This is a genomic window from Altererythrobacter sp. GH1-8 (assembly GCF_043702085.1).
Taxonomy (GTDB): domain Bacteria; phylum Pseudomonadota; class Alphaproteobacteria; order Sphingomonadales; family Sphingomonadaceae; genus Erythrobacter.
In genome coordinates this window covers 3,041,421-3,061,762 of record NZ_CP171690.1, presented here as the reverse complement: position 1 = coordinate 3,061,762, position 20,342 = coordinate 3,041,421, and the positions used below count along the sequence as shown (strand labels likewise).

21 protein-coding genes are annotated in these 20,342 nt (G+C 58.0%); 17 read left to right on the top strand and 4 right to left on the bottom strand.

Annotated features, from left to right (window positions below):
- Positions 1-2: 2 nt before the first annotated feature.
- Genes ACG9DO_RS14745 through ACG9DO_RS14735 form a run of 3 tightly spaced genes read left to right on the top strand, consistent with a single transcriptional unit; the run spans position 3 to position 2,479 of the window.
- Positions 3-1,184 (top strand): serine hydrolase domain-containing protein, encoded by a 1,182-nt coding sequence (locus ACG9DO_RS14745; RefSeq protein ID WP_394729253.1) that lies wholly within the window; start codon positions 3-5, stop codon positions 1,182-1,184.
- Complete coding sequence (locus ACG9DO_RS14740) at positions 1,181-1,624, top strand: c-type cytochrome (RefSeq protein WP_394729251.1); 444 nt, start codon at positions 1,181-1,183, stop codon at positions 1,622-1,624. The genes ACG9DO_RS14745 and ACG9DO_RS14740 overlap by 4 nt, the downstream gene beginning before the upstream one ends.
- A 30-nt stretch (positions 1,625-1,654) precedes the next feature.
- The gene (locus tag ACG9DO_RS14735; protein WP_394729249.1) at positions 1,655-2,479 is read left to right on the top strand and encodes an alpha/beta fold hydrolase; all 825 of its coding nucleotides are present in this window, start codon (positions 1,655-1,657) and stop codon (positions 2,477-2,479) included.
- Here ACG9DO_RS14735 and ACG9DO_RS14730 read toward each other — a convergent pair.
- On the bottom strand, positions 2,468-2,686 hold the full coding sequence (locus ACG9DO_RS14730) for a hypothetical protein (protein ID WP_394729247.1): 219 nt from the start codon (positions 2,684-2,686) through the stop codon (positions 2,468-2,470). The genes ACG9DO_RS14735 and ACG9DO_RS14730 overlap by 12 nt on opposite strands.
- 94 nt (positions 2,687-2,780) lie before the next feature.
- Positions 2,781-3,392: a hypothetical protein gene (locus tag ACG9DO_RS14725; RefSeq protein WP_394729245.1), complete on the bottom strand. Its 612-nt coding sequence runs from the start codon at positions 3,390-3,392 to the stop codon at positions 2,781-2,783.
- Positions 3,393-3,468: 76 nt separating this feature from the next.
- Between ACG9DO_RS14725 and ACG9DO_RS14720 the strand changes: the two genes are divergently transcribed.
- The 7 genes from ACG9DO_RS14720 (at position 3,469) to ACG9DO_RS14690 (ending at position 9,089) form a co-directional block, all read left to right on the top strand.
- Entirely contained in the window at positions 3,469-4,260 is a 792-nt protein-coding gene (locus ACG9DO_RS14720) for a hypothetical protein (protein WP_394729243.1), read from the top strand.
- Complete coding sequence (locus ACG9DO_RS14715; RefSeq protein ID WP_394729241.1) at positions 4,244-4,897, top strand: GntR family transcriptional regulator; 654 nt, start codon at positions 4,244-4,246, stop codon at positions 4,895-4,897. Before ACG9DO_RS14720 ends, ACG9DO_RS14715 begins: the two co-directional genes overlap by 17 nt.
- A gap of 135 nt (positions 4,898-5,032) precedes the next feature.
- Positions 5,033-5,509, top strand: coding sequence for a VOC family protein (locus ACG9DO_RS14710; protein WP_394729239.1), 477 nt, complete (start codon positions 5,033-5,035; stop codon positions 5,507-5,509).
- Positions 5,502-5,975, top strand: coding sequence for a VOC family protein (locus ACG9DO_RS14705; protein ID WP_394729238.1), 474 nt, complete (start codon positions 5,502-5,504; stop codon positions 5,973-5,975). Before ACG9DO_RS14710 ends, ACG9DO_RS14705 begins: the two co-directional genes overlap by 8 nt.
- Positions 5,972-7,327 (top strand): MFS transporter, encoded by a 1,356-nt coding sequence (locus tag ACG9DO_RS14700; RefSeq protein WP_394729236.1) that lies wholly within the window; start codon positions 5,972-5,974, stop codon positions 7,325-7,327. Before ACG9DO_RS14705 ends, ACG9DO_RS14700 begins: the two co-directional genes overlap by 4 nt.
- Positions 7,324-8,118, top strand: coding sequence for an alpha/beta fold hydrolase (locus ACG9DO_RS14695; protein WP_394729234.1), 795 nt, complete (start codon positions 7,324-7,326; stop codon positions 8,116-8,118). The genes ACG9DO_RS14700 and ACG9DO_RS14695 overlap by 4 nt, the downstream gene beginning before the upstream one ends.
- Positions 8,119-8,168: 50 nt before the next feature.
- Positions 8,169-9,089: a DUF1838 family protein gene (locus tag ACG9DO_RS14690; RefSeq protein WP_394729232.1), complete on the top strand. Its 921-nt coding sequence runs from the start codon at positions 8,169-8,171 to the stop codon at positions 9,087-9,089.
- A 173-nt stretch (positions 9,090-9,262) separates the two neighbouring features.
- Here ACG9DO_RS14690 and ACG9DO_RS14685 read toward each other — a convergent pair whose 3' ends face one another.
- Positions 9,263-11,743 carry a TonB-dependent receptor gene (locus ACG9DO_RS14685; RefSeq protein ID WP_394729230.1) on the bottom strand — a complete coding sequence of 827 codons (2,481 nt, stop codon included), beginning with the start codon at positions 11,741-11,743 and terminating at the stop codon, positions 9,263-9,265.
- A gap of 183 nt (positions 11,744-11,926) precedes the next feature.
- Here ACG9DO_RS14685 and ACG9DO_RS14680 point away from each other — a divergent pair, with 183 nt between their 5' ends.
- The 3 genes from ACG9DO_RS14680 to ACG9DO_RS14670 all read left to right on the top strand — a co-directional run bounded on the left by ACG9DO_RS14680 (position 11,927) and on the right by ACG9DO_RS14670 (position 15,421).
- Positions 11,927-13,150, top strand: a complete 1,224-nt coding sequence (locus ACG9DO_RS14680; RefSeq protein WP_394729228.1) for an acetyl-CoA C-acetyltransferase — start codon at positions 11,927-11,929, stop codon at positions 13,148-13,150.
- Between the two features lie 77 nt (positions 13,151-13,227).
- Entirely contained in the window at positions 13,228-13,896 is a 669-nt protein-coding gene (locus tag ACG9DO_RS14675; protein ID WP_394729226.1) for a PAP/fibrillin family protein, read from the top strand.
- Between the two features lie 121 nt (positions 13,897-14,017).
- On the top strand, positions 14,018-15,421 hold the full coding sequence (locus tag ACG9DO_RS14670; protein WP_394729224.1) for an MFS transporter: 1,404 nt from the start codon (positions 14,018-14,020) through the stop codon (positions 15,419-15,421).
- Between the two features lie 24 nt (positions 15,422-15,445).
- Here the strand turns inward: ACG9DO_RS14670 and ACG9DO_RS14665 are convergent, their stop codons facing one another.
- Positions 15,446-15,994, bottom strand: coding sequence for an Lrp/AsnC family transcriptional regulator (locus ACG9DO_RS14665; protein WP_394729222.1), 549 nt, complete (start codon positions 15,992-15,994; stop codon positions 15,446-15,448).
- Between the two features lie 40 nt (positions 15,995-16,034).
- Here ACG9DO_RS14665 and ald point away from each other — a divergent pair, with 40 nt between their 5' ends.
- The 4 genes from ald (at position 16,035) to ACG9DO_RS14645 (ending at position 20,307) form a co-directional block, all read left to right on the top strand.
- Complete coding sequence (gene ald / locus ACG9DO_RS14660) at positions 16,035-17,150, top strand: alanine dehydrogenase (protein ID WP_394729220.1); 1,116 nt, start codon at positions 16,035-16,037, stop codon at positions 17,148-17,150.
- A 76-nt stretch (positions 17,151-17,226) separates the two neighbouring features.
- Positions 17,227-17,868, top strand: coding sequence for an arylformamidase (gene kynB / locus ACG9DO_RS14655; RefSeq protein WP_394729218.1), 642 nt, complete (start codon positions 17,227-17,229; stop codon positions 17,866-17,868).
- Positions 17,868-19,103 (top strand): kynureninase, encoded by a 1,236-nt coding sequence (kynU, locus tag ACG9DO_RS14650; RefSeq protein ID WP_394729216.1) that lies wholly within the window; start codon positions 17,868-17,870, stop codon positions 19,101-19,103. Before kynB ends, kynU begins: the two co-directional genes overlap by 1 nt.
- Positions 19,104-19,200: 97 nt before the next feature.
- Complete coding sequence (locus ACG9DO_RS14645; protein ID WP_394729214.1) at positions 19,201-20,307, top strand: S-(hydroxymethyl)glutathione dehydrogenase/class III alcohol dehydrogenase; 1,107 nt, start codon at positions 19,201-19,203, stop codon at positions 20,305-20,307.
- Positions 20,308-20,342 lie beyond the last annotated feature (35 nt).

Sequence of the window (20,342 nt, the reverse complement as noted above, 5' to 3'; positions counted from 1 at the left end):
CTATGCGTAAAGCAGGTTTCATTCTTGGTTTCGGCCTGCTGCTCGCCGTCGCTGCAGTTAGCATCGATTGGGGCTTCTGGTCCCGATACCTGGCAAGGCCGCAGACGGCCGCAGACCTTTCGGTCGACTCTTACCAGCCGCAATTTGCAGTCAAAGGGGATTACGTGCCGCTCGCACGCGCCTCCAGCTCAGCTGATAAGCCCTTTGAGGCTGCAGTGGACATTGCCGAAGGCTACAACTCAAGTGCGTTGTTGATAGCTAGCGGAGATGAGATCATACTTGAGCGTTATTGGGACGGCGCAAGTGCAAGCACTCGGCACCTTACATTCTCGTTCCACAAGACGATCAGTGCGTTGCTGCTGGGCAAGGCAATCGACGATGGCTACATTTCAGGCGTTGATGCGTCGGTTGGCAATTACATCACGCGATGGGAGGATGATCCGCGCGGTCGCCCAACCCTGCGCAGCGTGATGCAGATGTCAGCAGGTTACAGTCAGCCCAACAGCGAAGGTGGACCATTCTCGCAAGCCGCATACTTCTCCTTCGGTTCCGATATCGAGGAAGCCACGCTAGCAGGCGACATCGCTCAATCATCGGAAGCACCTGTGTTCGACTACAGCGATCGCAACGCTCAAATCCTCGGATTGGCACTACAATCGGCGTTACCCTCGTCCTACGAAGCCTACCTGTCTCAGGTACTCTGGCAGCCCTTGCACGCAAGCGATGCAGCGGTGACAAAGCGAACGGAGAACGGGCCCACCGTTACCTATTGCTGCCTGATGGCAACCGCCGAGGATTGGTTGCGCATTGGCATGTTGCTGCGTGATCGCGGCCTCTTTCAGGGACGTCAGGTCATTCCTGCTCAGTGGATCGACGATATGACAAGCCCTGCTGCAGCAAACGCCAATTTCGGTCTGTTTCTCTGGCTTGGGTCTCCGTTCAATCCTGAGCGTGCCTACACGTCAGCATCGCCCGCGAGGGTGCGGTCGGAGCATCCTTTTGCTGTCCACGACGTGCTGTTTCTGGACGGCGCTGGAGGACAGCGCATCTACATCTCGCGGGCGCTTGATCTGGTTGTCGTAAGGATTGGCGAATACCGTGCGGATTGGGATGACACGCGTCTGTTCAACGCGGTTGCTGGCGCACTTCAAGTCACAAATCTGAAATCAAGGAAAGTAACATGATGTCGAAGGTCCTTGCGTTCTCGCTCGCGGCACTTGGTCTGTCGATCGCTGTTTCAAACCAGCAAACGCTTGCAGCCAAGACGTGCAAGACTGAGGTTCGGATGAAGCAGCCTTCCGCTGCTGTAGAAGCTGGTCGCAAGACCTTTATTGCCTGCGCCTCCTGCCATGAACTGGGGAACGGAAAGAGCCTCAAGATTGGACCATCGCTGGCCACAATGTTCAATGGCAAGCCTCTGTCCGCACCATACAATTACTCGAAAGCTTTTCGCGATGCGGCGCCGGACTGGCGCAATACTGAAAAGCTTGATGCCTTCCTGGCCAAGCCCTCTGCGGCAATCCCCGGCACGAAGATGGTGTTCATGGGCATTCCCAAGAAAGAAGATCGCGCCAATCTGATTGCATATCTCAAGAGCGAGACAAGCAAGAATACATGCCAATAGGTAAGATACTTTGGCGCGGGAACTGAGCCGATGAAAGCCAGCAGACGTGGGTTCTTCGGGGGAGCGGCGACAGCCGCTGTGTTGCCCGGCATTGGCTTCGCTGCACCAGTGATAAATCAGAAGCGCAAGGACTTTGTTCTGTTGCACGGAACCTGGCACGGCGGCTGGGCCTGGCATTCAGTTGCCACCTTGCTGCGCGCGGAGGGGCACCGTGTGATCACCCCGACGATGACGGGATGCGGCGAACGCTTTCATTTGATCCGGCCCGACACGGGCCTCAGCACGCATATCGAGGATCTCGTAAATGCGATCGAGTGGGAGGAGTTAGAGGATGTCATCCTGGTTTGCCACTCATTCGCTGGGACGACAGCTACTGGCGCAGCGGATCGGTTGCAGGACCGGGTCAAACACCTGGTTTTCTATGACGCCTTGATCCCAACGGCTGATCGGCCCGCAGCGATCATGCCTGATCCGGAAACCGGAGAATTCTCCGAGAGCTGGCAAGAGAGGGTCAAGACGTTCCGCGACGGTTACAAGATGATCTTCTGGGATCATTACCCGGTCGAGATGCTTGTGCCCAAGGAAGACAGTGAGAATATCGCGCTACTGAAACGTCGGCTTACGTGGCATCCTGCGAGGCAGTGGACTGAACCTTTGCGTCTCAAAAATGGCGGCTGGGAGGCTTTCCCGCGCACCTGCATTGAAGCTGCAGGACAGATCCATGCACCAAGTTCTGAAGCGATGATCGGACCCGGCCGAGGACCGGGCTGGAATTTCATTTCGCTGGATATTGCTCGTAATGGATTTCTGACTGATCCAGCCATGCTGGCGGAATGCCTCGCATCAATTGGCTGAGTGCTCGACTGCTTCACTGAGGAGCACGGGGCGTGACGCCAATCGGAGAAGGATGTTGGCTTTGCGGATCGGGCTCGCAGTGTCATCGGTAAAACTCACGGCCTCCAGGCGATGTTCAAGAGAGAAGATGCCGTATTTGGCAGAGTCCGGATCAGCATGCCGCGCCGGATTGCTCATCGTCTTGTGATCCCGGTGCTTCCTGGCCATGCATGATATTCTTGCAAAGCTTCGGTGCCATTGTTGTTCAGAGCGTGCTTCTGCTCATCTGTGAATGCTGCAGATTGTCTGAACAAGCCTCGTGCTATTGTACAGCCGGACTGCAACTGGCCTGGACCCAGCGCAGGTTAATGCCGATCAGCGAGGCATCAGGCGATGCCCAGGCGTAGCTTTCGGCGCGTTCGGGATCATTGCGGTGGACATAGAGGACCAGCGAAGGCTTGTTTGAACTGTCTTTGGCCCAGGTCACATTGCGCAGCCGGATAAGAACATCTGGCGCCTCGCCATTGCCTGGAACCGAAATCCGTCCACCCTGATCGTGGATGCTGAGCCCGCGCGAAAAGCTCCAGTCCTCCGTGCCATCTGGCTTGCCAGCGAATTTGCGGACCGATGCCCAGCATGAGAAGAGTCGCGCCTTGCGAAGCTCGCTGCCGTCAAGCGACCATCCACTTTCGGCGCTGTATACCAGGCCAGGCATTAAACCTGCTTGCCACTCCTCAAGGGGTTGTCCGAAGGGGTCCGTCCTGCGCCATCGTTTGTCTTCGGAAACCTCGATGCTGACCCATACTGGTTTTTCGCGACCTTCTGCTTCAGCAAAATATGCGTCTTCCGTATTGGTCCAGATCCCTTCTTCGGGACTTTCCTCGGCAAGCAGAGGCGCTGAAAAAGCGAACGTCAATGCGATCGCAAATGTCATAAGCTTCATAAGGCTTGCTTATAGTGGAATCGCATGGTTTGAAAGAGTTGTCCGGACAAGAAGGAGGGCAGTAGCGGTGTTTACTGGAAGATTGGGGCTTGCATTGCTTCTTGCCGCGTTTCTTCCGGGGGCAATCCATGCCCAACAGCAAGCTCCTCGCGAAATCGTCGAGCAGGCGGTCGACGCCCATGGAGGAGAGCTCTGGCTCTCACCGGGTACGCTCCGGCTTCGCGGCCACGCTGAATTCTATTCACCCGGCGGCACACAACCGCGCAGCTCAGCCGATGATTATCGGATGTGGCGTGTCATGGGCTCCGAGCGTGACAGCGCGCATGGCGCTGACGGCAAGGTCCGGATCTCCGCGAGATCTGGCAGTACCACTATCTTTGAAGTGGGCTTCAACGGCGAAACGACGTGGACCAACAATGGCATCATGCCCAAAGCAGAAGCTGATGCCTATTGGGCGAGCAATTTTGGTTTCGGGATCATCCGCTCAGCTTTGAACGAGGGCTTCAAGCTGGAAAGCGCGCCGCCACGCGATGTCGAGGGGGCACCGGTCGATCTTGTGCGGATAATCGACCCGACAGGTCAGATCACATTGTTTGGCTTCGACCAGGACAGCCGCTTCATTCGGTATATGGGATTTCGTACTCCGCGCGGCTGGCACGAGCGGACATACAGCGACTTCATCAAGCTGCCGGAAAGCGGCTGGGTGCAAGCGCGCAGTGTCAAATTGTACTATGATGGTGTACTTTCGAACACGGTATTCTGGGAGGAGACCATCGTCGGTGAGCCTTTGTCAAACGACTTGTTTGATCCTCCGTTCGCCAGACATGGGTTAGAGACAGATAATGACACTGGAGACTGACCCTTCCCGATTGAACTCTTCCGAGTCTGCTTATCAGCTGCTTCGCCAGCAAATTCTCGATGGCACGCTCAAGAGCGGCGTGGCTCTCAAGGAACGCGACCTGTGCTCTGATCTTGGTATCAGCCGAACTCCCGTTCGCGAGGCTTTGCGCCGGCTTTCGGCGGATGGCTTGGTCGATATCTCACCCCGCCGCTCCATTCGTGTGACGCAGATCGGCCCTCATGAATTGAAGGAGATCTATGAAGTTGGGAGCGTCCTTCAGACCTATGTCACCGGTCTCGCGGCGGTAAAATCGACCAAGACTGATGTCCAAAGCCTGACCGGGCTCGTCGACAAGATGGAGCGGCTGCTGGCTGCCGGAAGTGAAAATCTCGCGGCGGAATATGCGCAGCTTGATCACGCGTTTCATGATCGTATTGCTGAGATTGCGCGTAATTCTCGCATTCTGCAAATCATCAGGCAGGCCGTTGATGTCCGTCTCCTCGCCAATGTCATGGATCGGTATGAAGCGGACGACTTCCGCGCATCGCTAGAAGAGCACCGGTTGATTCTCGCAGCAATCGCGAGCAAGGATCAGCGCGCTGCTCGCGCCGCGATCGCCAAACATGTAAGGCATCCTGAGCTCGCTGACACTTAGGCGCCGGCCATTCTTGATTTGGTATACCAAATGGCCTAAGCGATATTCGTCGAGTTTGGACCGGGTTGTCTCCTGCGTGCGCGCCTTCCTGCCACCGAGGTTGCGAATTCTCGTTGTCCGACTTCAGGAGAGACGATGACGGACATCATCAAGCGCACCACTTTGATGGTCCGTGATGCTGAAAAAGCAGCTCGCTGGTACGAAGACGTACTGGGAATGACGCGCTGGATGGATACACCATTCACCCTCTCTGGTGCTCAGCTTGCTGCGGGCAAAAAAGGTGACCGGACGCGCCTCATCATCATGAAGGCCCAGGATGATACGATCGGGATGATCGGCCTGCTGCAATGGGTTGATCCGGTTCGCAGTGACATGCCGCCCATGCTTCCGGAAGAAATCGGTTTCGGTACCCCTATCTTCGTCGTTGCAGCGGAAGATTGTCGGGCTTCCACTGAACGCGCCCGGAAGGCGGGGTCGCGCATTCATTGCGAGCCGCATGATTGGAAGGTCACGGGGGCTGACGGAAAGATCAAGGACATGATCGGTGCGAGCTTCTGGGATCTCGATGGATATTTCTTTGAAGTGAACCAGCTGGTCAGAGTTCATGGCTGAAGGGGATACTGCCTTGGAAAAGTCGCCAGTCCGGTTCCAGAGAGCCAATTTCGTGGTAGCGGATCTTGACCGTGCGCTGTCCTTTTATGAAGGCGTGCTTGGCTTCGAAGTCACCTACCGCAAGGGCCATAATCCTGACAGCTACTCGATCCCTGTTTTCGAGATCCCCGAGGGTGCCGAGCTTGGCTTCGCGATCCTGTCTCTGCCAGGCCAGCCGCGCGTGATGGCGTTGAGCGAAATCGGTGCGATCGACTTGCGCGAAGTCCCTCTTCCGCGGCGCAGTGCGATTGTGCTTGAAGTGCAGGAGCTGGACACCGTGATGGAAAAGGCCGGAAAACTTGGCCTGCAGGTTTATCCTGAAGGGCGGCTGGAAACCCATGACGGGAGGATTGGGAGAGAGGTCGGGATTGTCGATTTCGACGGGAACCTCGTGGTGATCTACTTAATTCCGGAAGACACGCAGTGAGCGAGCCCGAACTGGGCCGACAAGCCGCAGGGGTCGCTGTCCCATGGCCATCCGCTCGGGCGGGATGGACCCTGGTCGTCCTCCTGACTGTCGCCTATGTTTTCAGCTTCGTTGACCGCTACATTCTTGGCCTCCTGATTGAGCCTATCAAGGCCGATCTGGGGCTGACAGATGAGCAGATTGGCTGGGTGATTGGTCCTGCGTTCGCAGTTTTCTACGCCACAATGGGGCTCCCGCTAGGCTGGCTGGTTGATCGCAAGCGGCGGGCCTGGATTGTGGCTGCGGGCATTGCGGTCTGGTCACTTGCCACCGCTGCATCAGGGCTTGCGACCAAATTCTGGCACCTTTTTGCCGCTCGAATGCTGGTCGGTGCGGGCGAGGCCACGTTGAGTCCGGCTGCCTTCTCCATGATCGGAGACAGCTTCCCGCCGGAAAAGCGCGGCAAGCCCGTCGCCTTCTATTCCATGGCCTTGACCTTGGGTGCTGGGATCGCCAGCCTTATTGGCGGAGCGGTGCTGGTATGGGCCAAGTCAACCCAGAGCGTCGATCTTGGCGCAGTCGGCACAATCAAGCCTTGGCAATTGACGTTCTTCGCGGTTGGCTTGCCAGGCTTGGTCGTCGCGGCTTTTTTCATGGTCATTGCAGAGCCGCCACGCCGCACGACAACCGAGGTCACTCCCGATCTAGCAGGTAACAGCTTCCGCGATGCGATGGGTTACACCGCGCGTCACTGGAAACCCTATCTGGGATTTGTTTCTCTCGTCTGCGTTATGACGATCATTGCATACAGCCAGGGTTTCCTCCCTTCGGTCTTTGAACGCACATGGGACTGGCCGCGCGAGCAATATGCTTTTGCAAACGGCATAGCGCTGCTTGCGATCGGACCGGTGACGGTGTTTGCTGCCGGCTGGCTTTCCGACCGGATGAGCCAAAACGGGAGGCTGGATGCGCCCTTCCGACTTCTTGCGATCGGATATGTGATTATGTTCGCGAGCGGATTTGGCCCCTATTTCATCGAGCAGGGCTGGCTGGCCTTTGCTTTGCTTTGCATCAACACCGTCGGGATCGCGACCGTAAGTGCTGTCGGCGTGACCTCCCTGCTGCTGATCACGCCTGCTCCGATCCGCGGTCAGATCGTAGCGCTCTATTACGTGGTTATTAGCATGACGGGCCTGCTGCTTGGCCCGACAACGGTTGGCTCGTTGTCGACGCGCGTGTTCGGGGAAGAGGAAATACGATATGCCATGGCATCAGTCGTACTGCTTTACGGAACGATTCCCCTGATGCTGATCCCGATTGTTGGTCGTCTGTTTCGCAAGCAGATGAAAGAACTGAGCGGCGATACGGAATGACGTTGCAGATCAGGAAAGCCTATGCCGATCTTCCAGCGGGGCAATTGCACTACCGCGTGAGTGGAAGGGGCGGAGTGCCTCTGGTCTGTCTCGCACCGGCCCCGTTCAGCGGCCTCGCGTTCGCCAATATTCTACCCCTGCTTGGCAAGAGCCGCGCCGCGTTCGCACCGGACTATCCAGGCTATGGTGGATCAGACGAGATCGCTGAATGTTCCTCCATCGCGGACTATGCGGCGGCGATGCTGGCTTTTTGCAAGGCAATATTGCCCGGGCAGAAGATCGACGTGCTCGGCTTTCACAGCGGATGCCTCGTCGCGGCCGAGATGGCATTGCAAGCAGGCCCCTCCGTTCGAGAGATCGTGCTGATCGATGTGCCCGCGTTCGAACCAGAGCAACGCAAGAGGATGGCCAGGCGTTTTGTCGGCGAGAGATATGACACGGAGGAGCTTGGTGCGCTGGAATCCCTGTGGGATCGGGCTGTGGTGTCGCGCAGGGCGACTCAACCCATCGGGCAACGTCTTGCGCTGTTTGCTGAAATGGTGGCGAGGGGCGAAGGCCTTGACCGCATGTTTGAAGCTGCTTTTTCCTATTCTGTCGAAGAGCGGTTTGCTGCGCTGACGTTGCCTGTCAGCGTGATTGCCACCAACGGCTCGCTCAAGGAGCCAACCCATCGAGCCGCCAGCCTGTTGCCAGCAGCCAATTTGTCGGATTGTGACGACATTTCCGGCTCGGTACTGGATGCGCATGCCGCGCAAACGGCCGCAGTAGTCGACGCCGTACTGAATTCTTGACCAAATGTCCGGACAACTTATGGTATACCAGAATTCAAGGAGGATGTAGGATGAAATATCGATATCTTGCGGCTGCCGCTATCGCGGCATGCACTATCACAGTCCCTTCCCACGCGCGCACGCTCGACCCGGATGTCCCGGAAGACGCGCTGGAGATCGCCAAGCGGATGCAGTGCGGAGCCAAGGACGGCGAAACGGCGGTCTATCATTTTTCTGGCAATATCTATTCGCGTCGTCCTGGCGAGGCTGACAAGTTGCTGTTCAAGGGCGAGGGCATGAATGTGCGCCGCTGCGTCTCTGTTGAGGACCCTGATCGCGGTACGGGCTGGAAAATCATCAGCCGGGAGATCGTCATCCATCTCGATCCCGAGACCGGCGAAATCGTCAATCGCTGGGAGAACCCCTGGACTGGCGAAACAGTGGACGTGATGCAGATCCACAATGACCCGGTCAACAGTCGTCCGAGCTTTGCGATCAATGCAGACGGCTCGCCCTACACTTTGGGCTCATACCGCGAAGAGGGACCTTTTGTGTTCATGCCGGTGGAGGTGCCGCTGTTCTATACCAATCCGCTTGGCGGGGCTTACCAGCCGTATGTCGGCGGCACATACCACGCGATGGAAATCTTCAACTTCGCGGCGCTCAAGGACGAGTTGCTCGATACGAGGAAAAAAGTCGCTTACCCGATGGTGGCCTGGACCCGCATTTCGCAATGGGCTCCCTGGATGGAGATGGGCGACCGGCCGGGTCTGATGGTGTTCAATTTCATGGGCCGCAAGCTGCCTGGCGGGTTTGAGGAATTGCCTGATGTCCTGAAGCAGGAAATCCGCGCGAATTTCCCGATCTACGAGGATGCTCCGCCTGAAGATGATACGAGGCGCAACGAGACGACCTGGACCAAGTTCAAGCTGCTCGAGGACCAGCGGCGCGAGAAGGAAGGCGATGCTCCCAAGAGAAGCGGCGGGCATTAACTGCGCGCCCTTTGTGTCGTCTCATATCGTCGCCAAATCTCATATCGTGGCTAAAACTGAAACGGCGGTTTCCTCACAGAGAGGAGCCCGCCGTTTCCTTTACAGAGGCCCACCGCAATCGCTAGACATTGGTTCGAGCGCGTATGCGCACAGGCGCTTTCAGCCGACTTCCCTCAGAAGGTGGTGCTCACAATAACGCCGATCCTGCGTCCGGGGCGTAGCCCCGCGATGAAGTTGCGGCGGAAGCTCGGATCCGCGTAGCGGATGATTTGCTGCACAGCATCTTCATCTGTCAGGTTCTTGACGTAGCCCTGAATCCTGAAGCGATCGTTCGTGACCCCAAATCGCGCGTCGACCACGATCGAGTCGCCGGTTCCAGCGAGATTGTGCACCTGCGCGTAGCTGTTTGAAGTGAGCGTGACGTTGGCCCCGGTGAAGAATTCCCAATCACCATCGCCGAGCGGGAAGCGGAAGTCTGCGTCGGCGAAGATCCGATGCACTGGCGCACGGGGGATTTTCCGCCCGACGATCGAACCGTAAAGGCTGTTGCTGGAACTGCCCACGGTGCAGGGAAGTGCCGGGAATTCAAATCCGGTGGAGCAATTAACTCGTCCATCATCCGCCACGTCGAGCAGTACGCCTTCGTTCTGATCCGTGCCTTCAGTGAATTTGGAATCGGCCAATGCATAGTTAGCCGTGATCGTGACGTTGCGGCTTGGCCGGGCGACCAGTTCCAGCTCCATCCCGTTGATGCGGGCATCCCCCGCATTGACGATGGCCGTGACCGAATTGGTCGCGGTCTGCGCCAGTTGGCTGAGCTGGTATCCCTTCACCTCGTTGTGGAACAGCGAGATGTTTGCGATCAGCGTGCCATCGAGGAAAGTGTTCTTGAGACCCACTTCGTAGGAGGTCACATCTTCTGGCTCGTAAGTCGGTAAGCCTGCTTCGATCGCAACCGTACCATTGAATCCGCCTGGCTTCTGACCTTCGGAATAAATCGCGTACAGAAGATTGTCGGGCGAAAGCTGATAGTCAGCTGTAATGCGAGGCGTGAATTCCTTGAAGGTCGCCGTGGAAGATGAGTAGTTGCTGTCGCCCGGCCCTGGTCGATCGTCGCCGAGGTCGTAATCAAACGCCGTCTGGCGGATTTTCTCCTCTGCATACCGCCCTTCGAACCCGATATTGAATTCTGGCGTGACATGCCATTCCACCGCGCCGAAGATCGCTGTGTTGCGAATGTCGAGCAGGTTCTCGTCGCGCGGGACTGCAATCGGGCTGAGCGGCGAAAACGGATTGGCGAACAGACACCCCGCTGTCGCGGCGCAGCGTGCCGCCACGGCTGCCGTCAGATTGGACGCCGCCAGAGCGTTGGCATTATCGGGCAGGTTACGGATCGAATAGCTGTCGTCGCTCTGGTCGAAGTAGTAGCCACCGAGAATGACGTCGAACTGGTCGCTCTCGTAGGAAAGACGCAACTCCTGAGACCAGTCCTTGGTCTTTGAACGGCTGGCAAAGGTGAAATCGGTAACGTCAGGTGAGTTTACAGCACCATAGGCCGGAGATCCCGGAGGGCCAAGGCGCACGAACGCAAAGATGGCCGAGGTGAAATTCTCGTCCGAATAATCCCCGTCAGTCAACGTCGTCTGTTCGCGATTGTTGTAGCCGGTGAGCGATGTAAGTGTAAGGCCGTCGCCGAGCTCGTATTCCATCCGCAGGCTGACATTGTAGGTGTCGGCTTCAATACCGACATCTTCCAAGTCTTCTGGCGCAAACTGGCGTGAGTAATCGGTACTGATTGGCCGAGGCTCGATCGTTCCGCAGAAATAGCGACCAGCGCCATTATAGAGCCCGCCAAGGTCAAACAGGCAATTGTTGTCCGCATTCGCGGTCGCAAAGGTTGCTGGCTGGCCGTCGTCGGTGCGGTTGTAATATCCGCGCAGGGTTGCGGTGAATGGCCCGCCCTTGTCGAAATCAAGCACACCGGCAACGGACCATGATTGCTGCTGCCCAAGCTTCTCACCATCGAACTGGTTGGTGTATTCGCCGCCGAATTCGTAATAGCGGCCATTGATGCCAATGCCGATGCCATCAGTGATTGGCCCGCGAATCCCGGCGGTAACATCATAGCGGTCGTGCTCTGAAATATCCGCTGAAACCCGGCCTTCCCATGTTTCGCCGGGAGCTTTTGAAATGATGTTGATCGCGCCAGAGTAGGTGTTGCGACCATAGAGCGCACTTTGAGGCCCTTTGACGACTTCGATCCGTTCGATCGTATCGACGTCATAATCGGCTAGCGTGCCTGTGTAGTAGATTCCGTCGATGAAGTAGGCGACGCCCGACTGGCCGAGGATGTTGGCCTGTCCGCGAATGACCGGGCGATTGCCATCGCGGCCAAAGGAGTCGTCAAAGATCAGGCCCGGGGTGGTCTTGGCAATGTCCTGAAGGTTGTCGAGGCCAAGATTCTCGATTGTCTCAGCTGTCGCTACTGCCACGGAAGTCGGCACCGATTGAAGTGCTTCTGAGCGCTTGCGGGCCGTCACGATAATCTCTCCGACCCTTTCCTCGGCGGCAGGCCCATCGCTAGCCTGAGCCCATACAGGCAGCGGGGTCATCATGGTGGCGGCCAAAATCGAGGCTTGAAGCTTGCGGCGCATTATTCCCTCCCTGAAACGCGATCTGGTATACCAGATATCTGCACCGCCTGATTTGTCCAGACAATTTTCAGGAATCGCTGAGTTCCTGCCGCGCCGTTGCATTATTGCACGTTGAAGGGGTTCCAGAACCTCAGTCAAATTGCCTCTTTTGAAGGCGCGTTTTGATGGTATGGCTCTCTCAAGATGAGAAGAGCAGCTATCGTTTCGCCTGTGCGTACCGCTGTCGGGCGCTTTCTTGGAACCCTTGCGCCGCTTAATGCCGGAGAGCTTGGGGCGATCATCCTGAAAGCGCTGGTCGAGCGCAGCGGTATAGATCCCGCCCGCGTTGATGATGTCGTATTTTCGCAAGGATACGGCAATGCTGAAGCGCCCGCGATCGGCCATTGGAGCTGGCTTGCCGCTGGCCTGCCGCTGGACGTGCCGGGCTATCAGCTCGACCGGCGGTGCGGTTCTGGCCTGCAGGCGATCGCCAATGCCGCGATGATGGTCGAAACCGGCATGGCCGACGTGGTCGTCGCAGGCGGGTGCGAAAGCATGTCCAATGTCGAGCACTATACGACTGACTTGCGCGGCGGTGTCCGTATGGGCGACATGACCCTGCACGATCGCCTTTCTCGCGGGCGCTTGATGAGCCAGCCGATCGAGCGGTTCGGCGTGATCACCGGCATGATCGAGACTGCGGAGAACCTCGCCAAGGATTACGGGATCACCCGTGAACAGGCTGATGAATATGCGGTTCGCTCGCACTGCAATGCAGCGGCGGCATGGGAGGCGGGCAAGTTCGAAGCGCAATTGGTGCCGGTAGATGTCCTGCAGAAAAGGGGAGACCCCACCCGTTTTGCGCAAGATGAAGGCTACCGTACCGATGCTTCGATGGAGACGCTGGGCGCCTTGCGTCCGATTGACGGCAAGCGCGATCCAGACGCGATCGTGACTGCGGGCAATGCCAGCCAGCAGAATGATGCAGCGGCGGCCTGTCTCGTCGTCGCGGAAGACAAGCTGGACGAGCTGGGGCTTGAACCAATGCTGTGGTTTGGCGGATGGGCCGCGGCAGGCTGCGACCCTTCACGCATGGGGATCGGCCCGGTCCCGGCAGTCGAGCGCTTGTTTGAACGACGCGGCTATGGCTGGGACGATATTGGCCTCATCGAACTCAACGAAGCCTTCGCGCCGCAAGTGCTCGCAGTGCTCAAGGGCTGGGGCTGGAGCGAGGACGATTCCCGCAGAGACATCCTCAACGTGAATGGATCAGGTATATCGCTCGGCCATCCGATCGGTGCGACCGGCGGGCGGATCCTTGCCGACATGGCCCACGAGATGCACCGGCGCGAGGTTCGCTATGGCCTCGAGACGATGTGCATCGGCGGCGGGCAGGGCATCGCAGCGGTGTTCGAGCGGGCGGCTTAGCGCATGAGTGCTCGCAGGGTGAATAATCTCCTTCGCGCTTCGGATTCTGAGCTCTCACAGGAAATATAGATCAGACCATGACCGAGATCCCCCAACTCAAGGCCGAGCTTCGCGCCGCTATCGATTCTGCAAATCCGAATGGCACGTATGAAGAAGGCACGGTCGACCGCATCCACGAACTGATGCAGCAACTCGCCGATATCACTCCGATGCCGCGACCAATTGACGAGCAGGACAAGGTTGCTGGACCCTGGGCGTCATATTTCGCTCAGTTTGGCCCCAAGCATACGGCAGGCAAGCCCATCGAGCATGAAACCAGCATGAAGCTGCTCAGCTTCAACAAATTCCCAGACGCGCCCATCCGAATGCTGGAGATCGAGCAGGAAATCCACCACGAGAGCAAGGATTACAACAATGTGCAGGTGATCGAGAATATCGCCGGCACGAAGCGCGCGCATTTCATTGTCTATGGCCGGTATGACATCGCCGAAGAGACCCCCCAGCGCTACCAGGTGGAATTTTATAAGATTGCCCTGGTTGGCCTTGAGGGTGAGAGCGATGATGAATTGCGCGAGTCATTCGGCCTTGCCCCGGATACCCCGCTGGAAGTCGAAATGAAGCCACCGAAACTGCATTCGGATGTCGTTTTCTGCGATGACGATATGCGGATCAATTTTGGTTCGATGGGCGGGGCCTATGTCATGAACCGCAGTCATCATTCTGGCTACTCAGTGCGCTTTTCATGAACGAAGGCGCAGCTTCCGTTCTTCCCGGAACAGCCTCATGGATTGCGATCGAACGGCAAGCTGTACTCAGCGATGATCAGGTGCCAAAGTCAGGTTTTCAGCTGGTGGGATCACAACAACAATGAGTATCGCGTCAACACCGGTTGCGGCTGAAGGATCTCACGTCGGCAAGCTGCCAATCAAGCTGAAGCTCGGCTGGGCGACCGGCGCGTTTGGCGTCGCCATGCTGATGAATGGTATTTCGACCTTTATCCTGTTCTATGCCGTATCGGTGCTGGGCATATCGCCATGGCTCGCCGGTCTGGTGATTCTGCTTTCCAAACTGTTCGATGTCATCACTGACCCCATCGTAGGCCGGTGGAGCGACAGCATTGAATCGCCCAAAGGGAGGCGCCGACCGTTCCTGGTCTGGGGCGCGATCATCAGCGCGATCAGCATGGCCATGGTGTTCACGACACCTGTATTTGCCAATGAGTGGCTGACAGCGACCTACCTGTTCTTCGCTTTGTGCGTCTATGCGGCGGGTTTCACGATCTTCAACATCCCCTACCTCGCCATGCCCGCAGAGATGACTGATGACTATCACGAAAGGTCGTCCATTCACGGCTACCGGATCGTGTTCGTCGCTTCGGGTGCGTTTCTGGCCGCGGCGATCTTGCCAGGCACTATTCTCGAAGCCTTCGGACGCGAGGAATGGATCGCGTATGTCTATTATGCGTTGGGTTGCTCGGGGCTGATCTTCATCACCATGATGATCGCCTATTTCTCCACGGCCAAGGCCCGTTTCACCAAACGCCCCAGCATAATGACCAATCTCACGCAGGAGTTTGACGCGGTCTGGGGTAACCGGCATTTCCTGCGCCTGATCGGCGTAAAGTTCGCGCAGCTTCTGGGCGTGCAACTGACGGGCGGCGCATTCCTGTTCTTTCTCGTCCAGACGCTTGAGCTGACCTTCTACACCTTGATAGTCTATGCGACCGCGCTGACGATCGCGACAATTGTCGCGGCACCAGTGCTTGTGCGCATCTCACGCAAGTTCGGCAAACGAGAGGCCTATTGCGTGGCGGCCGTTTGCTACATCGTTGGAGTGCTTAGCTGGCTCCTCGCTGGACCGGGTGAGCCCAATTGGTCGATTGTGGCGCGAGGCATCGTTATTGGTACCGCTGCGACCGGTAATGTGGTTCTGGCCATGTCCATGCTGACTGACATCATCGAATGGGACAGCCGCAGGACCGGGGTGCGCCGGGAAGGGGCCTACACGGCTCTTTACAGCTTCGTGGAGAAACTGACGGGAGCGCTGGGGCCGTTTATCGTCGGCATTGCGCTTAGCATTGGCGGCTTTGACAATTCCTTGCCGCCTGACGTCTCGCAAGGCGAAAACGTGCATACGGCGCTCTACATGACAGTGGCAGTCTTGCCCGCCATCTGCGGAGCGATCGGTCTGTGGCTGCTGCTTGGCTATCGCCTGACCGAGAAGGAGCTCAAGGGCGCGCCAGTTGCCAGCGAACCTTCACCGGCAACATGACCAGTCGGGACCTTTTTTCAGGGGTCAGTCCAGGGACACTGGATAACCCGACCAGGCTTTGACTTCCCGGATGGAAAAGCTGCTCTTCATCGAGAGGACGCCGGGCAATTGGGACAGGCAATCTCGATGAAGCCGGTCAAAATGATCGAGATCCCGCGCAGCAACGCGCAGCATATAGTCGCTGTCGCCTGACAGCAGGTGGCAGCTCAAAATCTCTTCGAAACTTCGTGCGGCTTCCTCGAACCGCTCCATCGATTGCTGGCTTTGCTCACTCAGCCTGATCTCCACGAAGGCCTGAAGGCGTAATCCCAACGCACGGGCACTGAGATCTGCCGAGTATCCGATTATGACTCCAGTATCTTCGAGCGCCTTGATCCTGCGGTGACAAGCCGATGTCGAAAGCGAAACCTTCTCCGCAATCTGTGCAATCGATTGACCCGAGTCTGTTTGTAGCTCCTGCAGAATTCTTGCATCTGTCTTCTGCACAAAATCCTCCCGATACTGGCAATTACATCGTAATTTTTCCCGGCTTAACCGCATTTGGCCGGAAGAAAAGGACAATTTGGCACCCATTTCATGCTATCATGATAGCTCATTGGAAAGGTGAGAGAAGATGCGTGTCGGTTGCCCAAAAGAGATCAAGAATCACGAATATCGCGTTGGTTTGACGCCAGAGAGCGCGCGTGAACTGGTTGCAAACGGTCATGAAGTCTGGATCGAAAGCGGTGCTGGTCAGGGCATTGGCGCATTGGACGCGGCCTATGTTGCGGCGGGAGCGACGATCGTTGATGGGCCGGACCCGATCTTTGCCGAGTGCGAGATGGTGGTCAAAGTCAAGGAACCGCAATCGGCAGAACGAGCCAAGCTGCGCGAAGGGCAGATCCTCTACACTTATCTCCATCTGGCACCTGATCCGGACCAGACCGCTGACCTTGTCGCTTCGGGCGTGACAGCCATCGCTTATGAGACCGTCACAGGGCCGGGCCGCACCTTGCCGCTGCTCAAGCCGATGAGCCAGGTAGCTGGCCGGATGAGCATTCAGGCTGGCGCGACCGCGCTGGAAAAGGCCCATGGCGGACGCGGTGTTCTGATCGGCGGTGTGCCCGGCGTGATGCCGGCCAAGGTCGCGATTATTGGCGGCGGGGTGGTTGGCTTCAACGCGGCGCAGATGGCGGCAGGGCTGGGCGCGGATGTCACTATTCTTGATCGCGATCCGGAAGTGCTGGAGCGGGTTGGAATCCACTTTGAGAGCCGCGCGAAGACGCGTTTCTCAAACGTCGCCAATCTCTACGATTCAGTGTGTGACGCGGACCTTGTTATTGGCGCGGTGCTGATCCCGGGCGCGGCAGCTCCGAAGCTGGTCAGCCGCGAGATGCTGAAAGACATGCAAACCGGAGCAGTGCTGGTTGACGTTGCGATCGATCAGGGCGGCTGCTTCGAGACGTCGCGGCCTACAACCCATGCTGACCCGACCTATGTGGTGGACGATATCGTGCATTACTGTGTTGCGAACATGCCCGGAGCCGTCGCACGTACGAGCACATATGCCCTCAATAATGTCACTCTGCCGCACGCGCTCAGGATTGCGACCCTTGGCTGGAAAGAAGCCATGAAAGCTGACCCGCATCTTGCGGCTGGGCTCAACGTGCATGGCGGCAAGGTCGCCTATCAAGCGGTCGCGCAAGAGCTGGGTTATGAGCATGTGCCCGTCGACGCCATCTTGTCCTGAGAATTGGCTGCTGTCTTGCACAGATAGCGCCTAGGCCATTGTAAGGCGGCGGAGGGTGAGGCAAAGCTCATGCCGGATGAAACACCCAACTGGAAAGATCTGGGATATCTCGCAGCGGATCGGTCCGCGGACGCCGCTATGGCCGGGTGAACCGGAACTGGCGGTAAAGCGCCATGCGCAGATTGGCGAGGACTGCCCGGTCAATGTTGGCTCGATCAGCCTTGCATTGCACACCGGAACGCATGCAGATGCGCCGCTGCATTACAGCAATGGCGGGGCCGCGAGCGCGGATGTGGCGCTGGATGCCTATCTGGGGCCATGCGTGGTCACGGATGTTCGCCATTGCGAGGGGAGAGTGGAAATTTCCGACTGCGACTGGAGTGCAATCCAAGGGGCAAAGCGCGTCCTCTTTCGAACCTATGACCGGTTTCCGCACGAAGCCTGGGATCCGGAATTCGCCGCGATTGCTCCAGAGGTCATCATCCGGCTGCGAGAGAACGGCACGATCCTGATTGGTACGGATGCTCCGTCGCTGGATCCGCAGAATTCGAAGACCATGGATGCCCACCATGAGATCCTTTCCGGCGATATGCGGATCCTTGAAGGCCTGGTGCTTGAGGCTGTTCCCGCAGGCCGCTACGAACTGATCGCGCTTCCGCTGGCGATTGAGAATGCCGATGCAAGCCCGGTCCGCGCGATCCTGCGGGAGCTTGACTGATGGCATCCCAACGTGACGAGATTGCCGCATGGGATGCAGCCGATCCGATGCGCCACTTCCGCGATCAATTCCTCCTGCGAGACGGGCTTGTCTATCTCGACGGAAACTCCCTTGGGGCCTTGCCCAAGGCAACTGCCGAGCGAATGCAGACAGTTGTCTCGCAAGAGTGGGGCGAGGGACTGATCGATAGCTGGATGAGCGCGAATTGGGTCGAGGCCCCGCGCCGGATTGGCGACAAGATCGCCCGCCTGATCGGAGCCGGGCCGGGAGAGGTCATTGTCGCAGATTCGACCTCCATCAATATTTTCAAGGCTTTGACTGCTGCACTTTCGCTGCGAGAGGGTCGGAAGGTCCTTCTGACCGAGGCCGGGAACTTCCCCACTGACGGCTACATGATGCAAGGTCTTGCGCGCTTCAAAGGGAACGGCACCGAATGCCGCGCGGTCGCGCGGGAACAATTGCTCAATGCCTTGACCGACGAAGTGGCAGTGCTGCTCCTGACGCAGGTGCATTACAAGACCGCGAGGATGCACGATCTGGCGCAATTGACGCGGCGCGCGCATGAGGTTGGTGCGCTTGTCGTCTGGGATTTGAGCCATAGCACTGGCGCTATCGAGGTGGATCTCAACGCTGCGGAGGCAGACTTCGCGGTGGGGTGCGGCTACAAATTTCTCAATGGCGGTCCGGGTGCTCCGGCCTTTCTGTTTGCAGCGCATCGGCACCATGGGGCGCATCCGGTGCTGTCTGGCTGGTTTGGCCACGCCAGACCTTTCGACTTTGAAGAAGGCTTTGAACCAGCCCCCGGCATCGATCGCTTTCAGTGCGGAACCCCGACAATTCTCGGCATGTCCGCGCTGGAATCCGGGGTCGACCTGATGCTTCGCGCAGACATGGGCGAGGTTCGGCGCAAGTCGATTGCGCTGTCAGAGCTCTTGATCCGGGAAATGCAGCCCTTGTGCGACGAATTCGGCTTTTCCTTGGCCAGTCCGCCCGAGAGCGCAGAGCGCGGGAGCCATGTCGCTTATGCTCACCCGCAGGCCTATGCGATGATGCAGGCGCTCAAGGCGCGTGACGTAATCGGAGACTTCCGCATGCCTGATGTCATGCGGTTTGGAATTACCCCGCTCTATCTGGGTTACGCGGATATTGTGGAAGCGGTGGATCGATTACGCGCGGTATGCGCGAACCGCGACTGGGATCGTGCAGCGTATCGCGACAAGGCGTTTGTCACGTGAGCAAGCGCCCGCTGAACAGGTTTCGCAAGGTAGCCATGGATCGGGTCGCCGCACCCCTCTATAGCAGCCGAGCATTTCGCCAGGGAGGACATCGATCATGAAGACCAGAGCCGCCGTCGCCTTTGAAGCCAAGCAGCCGCTTGAGATTGTCGAACTTGACCTTGAAGGGCCGAAGCAAGGCGAAGTGCTGGTCGAGATCATGGCGACCGGTATCTGCCACACCGATGCCTATACCCTCGATGGGCTCGACAGCGAGGGCATCTTCCCTTCGATCCTCGGTCACGAAGGCTGCGGCGTGGTGCGCGAAGTGGGCGCAGGCGTGACCAGCGTGAAGCCCGGCGACCATGTGATCCCGCTCTACACGCCCGAATGCCGGCAGTGCAAAATGTGCCTATCCGGCAAGACGAACCTTTGCAGCGCAATCCGTGCGACACAGGGCAAGGGCCTGATGCCAGACGGGACGAGCCGCTTCAGCTACAAGGGCGAAACGATCTACCACTATATGGGTTGCTCGACCTTTTCGAACTTCACCGTGCTGCCTGAAATCGCAGTTGCCAAGATCCGCGAGGATGCGCCGTTCGATACCAGCTGTTATGTCGGTTGCGGTGTGACGACGGGCGTCGGCGCAGTGGTCAACACCGCCAAAGTCCAGCCCGGCGACAATGTCGTGGTGTTCGGGCTGGGCGGGATCGGGCTCAACGTCATCCAGGGCGCGAGGATGGCGGGCGCCGACCGCATCGTTGGTGTCGATATCAACACTGCCAAGCGCGAATGGGGCGAGAAATTCGGCATGACCGATTTCGTCAACCCGCGCGAGACCGCAAACGTGGTCGACCACATCGTCGAACTGCTCGACGGCGGGGCCGATTATAGCTTCGACTGCACAGGCAATGTGGAAGTGATGCGCGATGCGCTCGAATGCTGTCACAAGGGGTGGGGCACTTCGATCATTATCGGCGTAGCTGAAGCTGGACGAGAGATCTCGACGCGGCCGTTCCAGCTCGTCACCGGGCGCAACTGGCGCGGCACAGCATTCGGCGGAGCCAAGGGCCGGACCGATGTGCCCAAGATCGTCGACTGGTACATGAACGGCAAGATCAAGATCGATCCAATGATCACCCACCGGTTGACGCTCGACGAAATCAACAAGGGCTTTGACCTGATGCACGCAGGCGAAAGCATCCGCTCAGTCGTTGTCTACTGAGCGGGTGCCGATCCAGAAGGACTGAGTGTCCTCGG

Excerpts from the sequence above, each read along its gene's own strand:
- ACG9DO_RS14745 (WP_394729253.1), top strand. The coding sequence starts at position 3 with ATGCGTAAAGCAGGTTTCATTCTTGGTTTCGGCCTGCTGCTCGCCGTC.
- ACG9DO_RS14740 (WP_394729251.1), top strand. The coding sequence starts at position 1,181 with ATGATGTCGAAGGTCCTTGCGTTCTCGCTCGCGGCACTTGGTCTGTCG.
- ACG9DO_RS14735 (WP_394729249.1), top strand. The coding sequence starts at position 1,655 with ATGAAAGCCAGCAGACGTGGGTTCTTCGGGGGAGCGGCGACAGCCGCT.
- ACG9DO_RS14730 (WP_394729247.1), bottom strand. The coding sequence starts at position 2,686 with ATGGCCAGGAAGCACCGGGATCACAAGACGATGAGCAATCCGGCGCGG.
- ACG9DO_RS14725 (WP_394729245.1), bottom strand. The coding sequence starts at position 3,392 with ATGACATTTGCGATCGCATTGACGTTCGCTTTTTCAGCGCCTCTGCTT.
- ACG9DO_RS14715 (WP_394729241.1), top strand. The coding sequence starts at position 4,244 with ATGACACTGGAGACTGACCCTTCCCGATTGAACTCTTCCGAGTCTGCT.
- ACG9DO_RS14710 (WP_394729239.1), top strand. The coding sequence starts at position 5,033 with ATGACGGACATCATCAAGCGCACCACTTTGATGGTCCGTGATGCTGAA.
- ACG9DO_RS14705 (WP_394729238.1), top strand. The coding sequence starts at position 5,502 with ATGGCTGAAGGGGATACTGCCTTGGAAAAGTCGCCAGTCCGGTTCCAG.
- ACG9DO_RS14695 (WP_394729234.1), top strand. The coding sequence starts at position 7,324 with ATGACGTTGCAGATCAGGAAAGCCTATGCCGATCTTCCAGCGGGGCAA.
- ACG9DO_RS14690 (WP_394729232.1), top strand. The coding sequence starts at position 8,169 with ATGAAATATCGATATCTTGCGGCTGCCGCTATCGCGGCATGCACTATC.
- ACG9DO_RS14685 (WP_394729230.1), bottom strand. The coding sequence starts at position 11,743 with ATGCGCCGCAAGCTTCAAGCCTCGATTTTGGCCGCCACCATGATGACC.
- ACG9DO_RS14680 (WP_394729228.1), top strand. The coding sequence starts at position 11,927 with ATGAGAAGAGCAGCTATCGTTTCGCCTGTGCGTACCGCTGTCGGGCGC.
- ACG9DO_RS14675 (WP_394729226.1), top strand. The coding sequence starts at position 13,228 with ATGACCGAGATCCCCCAACTCAAGGCCGAGCTTCGCGCCGCTATCGAT.
- ACG9DO_RS14670 (WP_394729224.1), top strand. The coding sequence starts at position 14,018 with ATGAGTATCGCGTCAACACCGGTTGCGGCTGAAGGATCTCACGTCGGC.
- ACG9DO_RS14665 (WP_394729222.1), bottom strand. The coding sequence starts at position 15,994 with ATGGGTGCCAAATTGTCCTTTTCTTCCGGCCAAATGCGGTTAAGCCGG.
- ald (WP_394729220.1), top strand. The coding sequence starts at position 16,035 with ATGCGTGTCGGTTGCCCAAAAGAGATCAAGAATCACGAATATCGCGTT.
- kynB (WP_394729218.1), top strand. The coding sequence starts at position 17,227 with ATGAAACACCCAACTGGAAAGATCTGGGATATCTCGCAGCGGATCGGT.
- kynU (WP_394729216.1), top strand. The coding sequence starts at position 17,868 with ATGGCATCCCAACGTGACGAGATTGCCGCATGGGATGCAGCCGATCCG.
- ACG9DO_RS14645 (WP_394729214.1), top strand. The coding sequence starts at position 19,201 with ATGAAGACCAGAGCCGCCGTCGCCTTTGAAGCCAAGCAGCCGCTTGAG.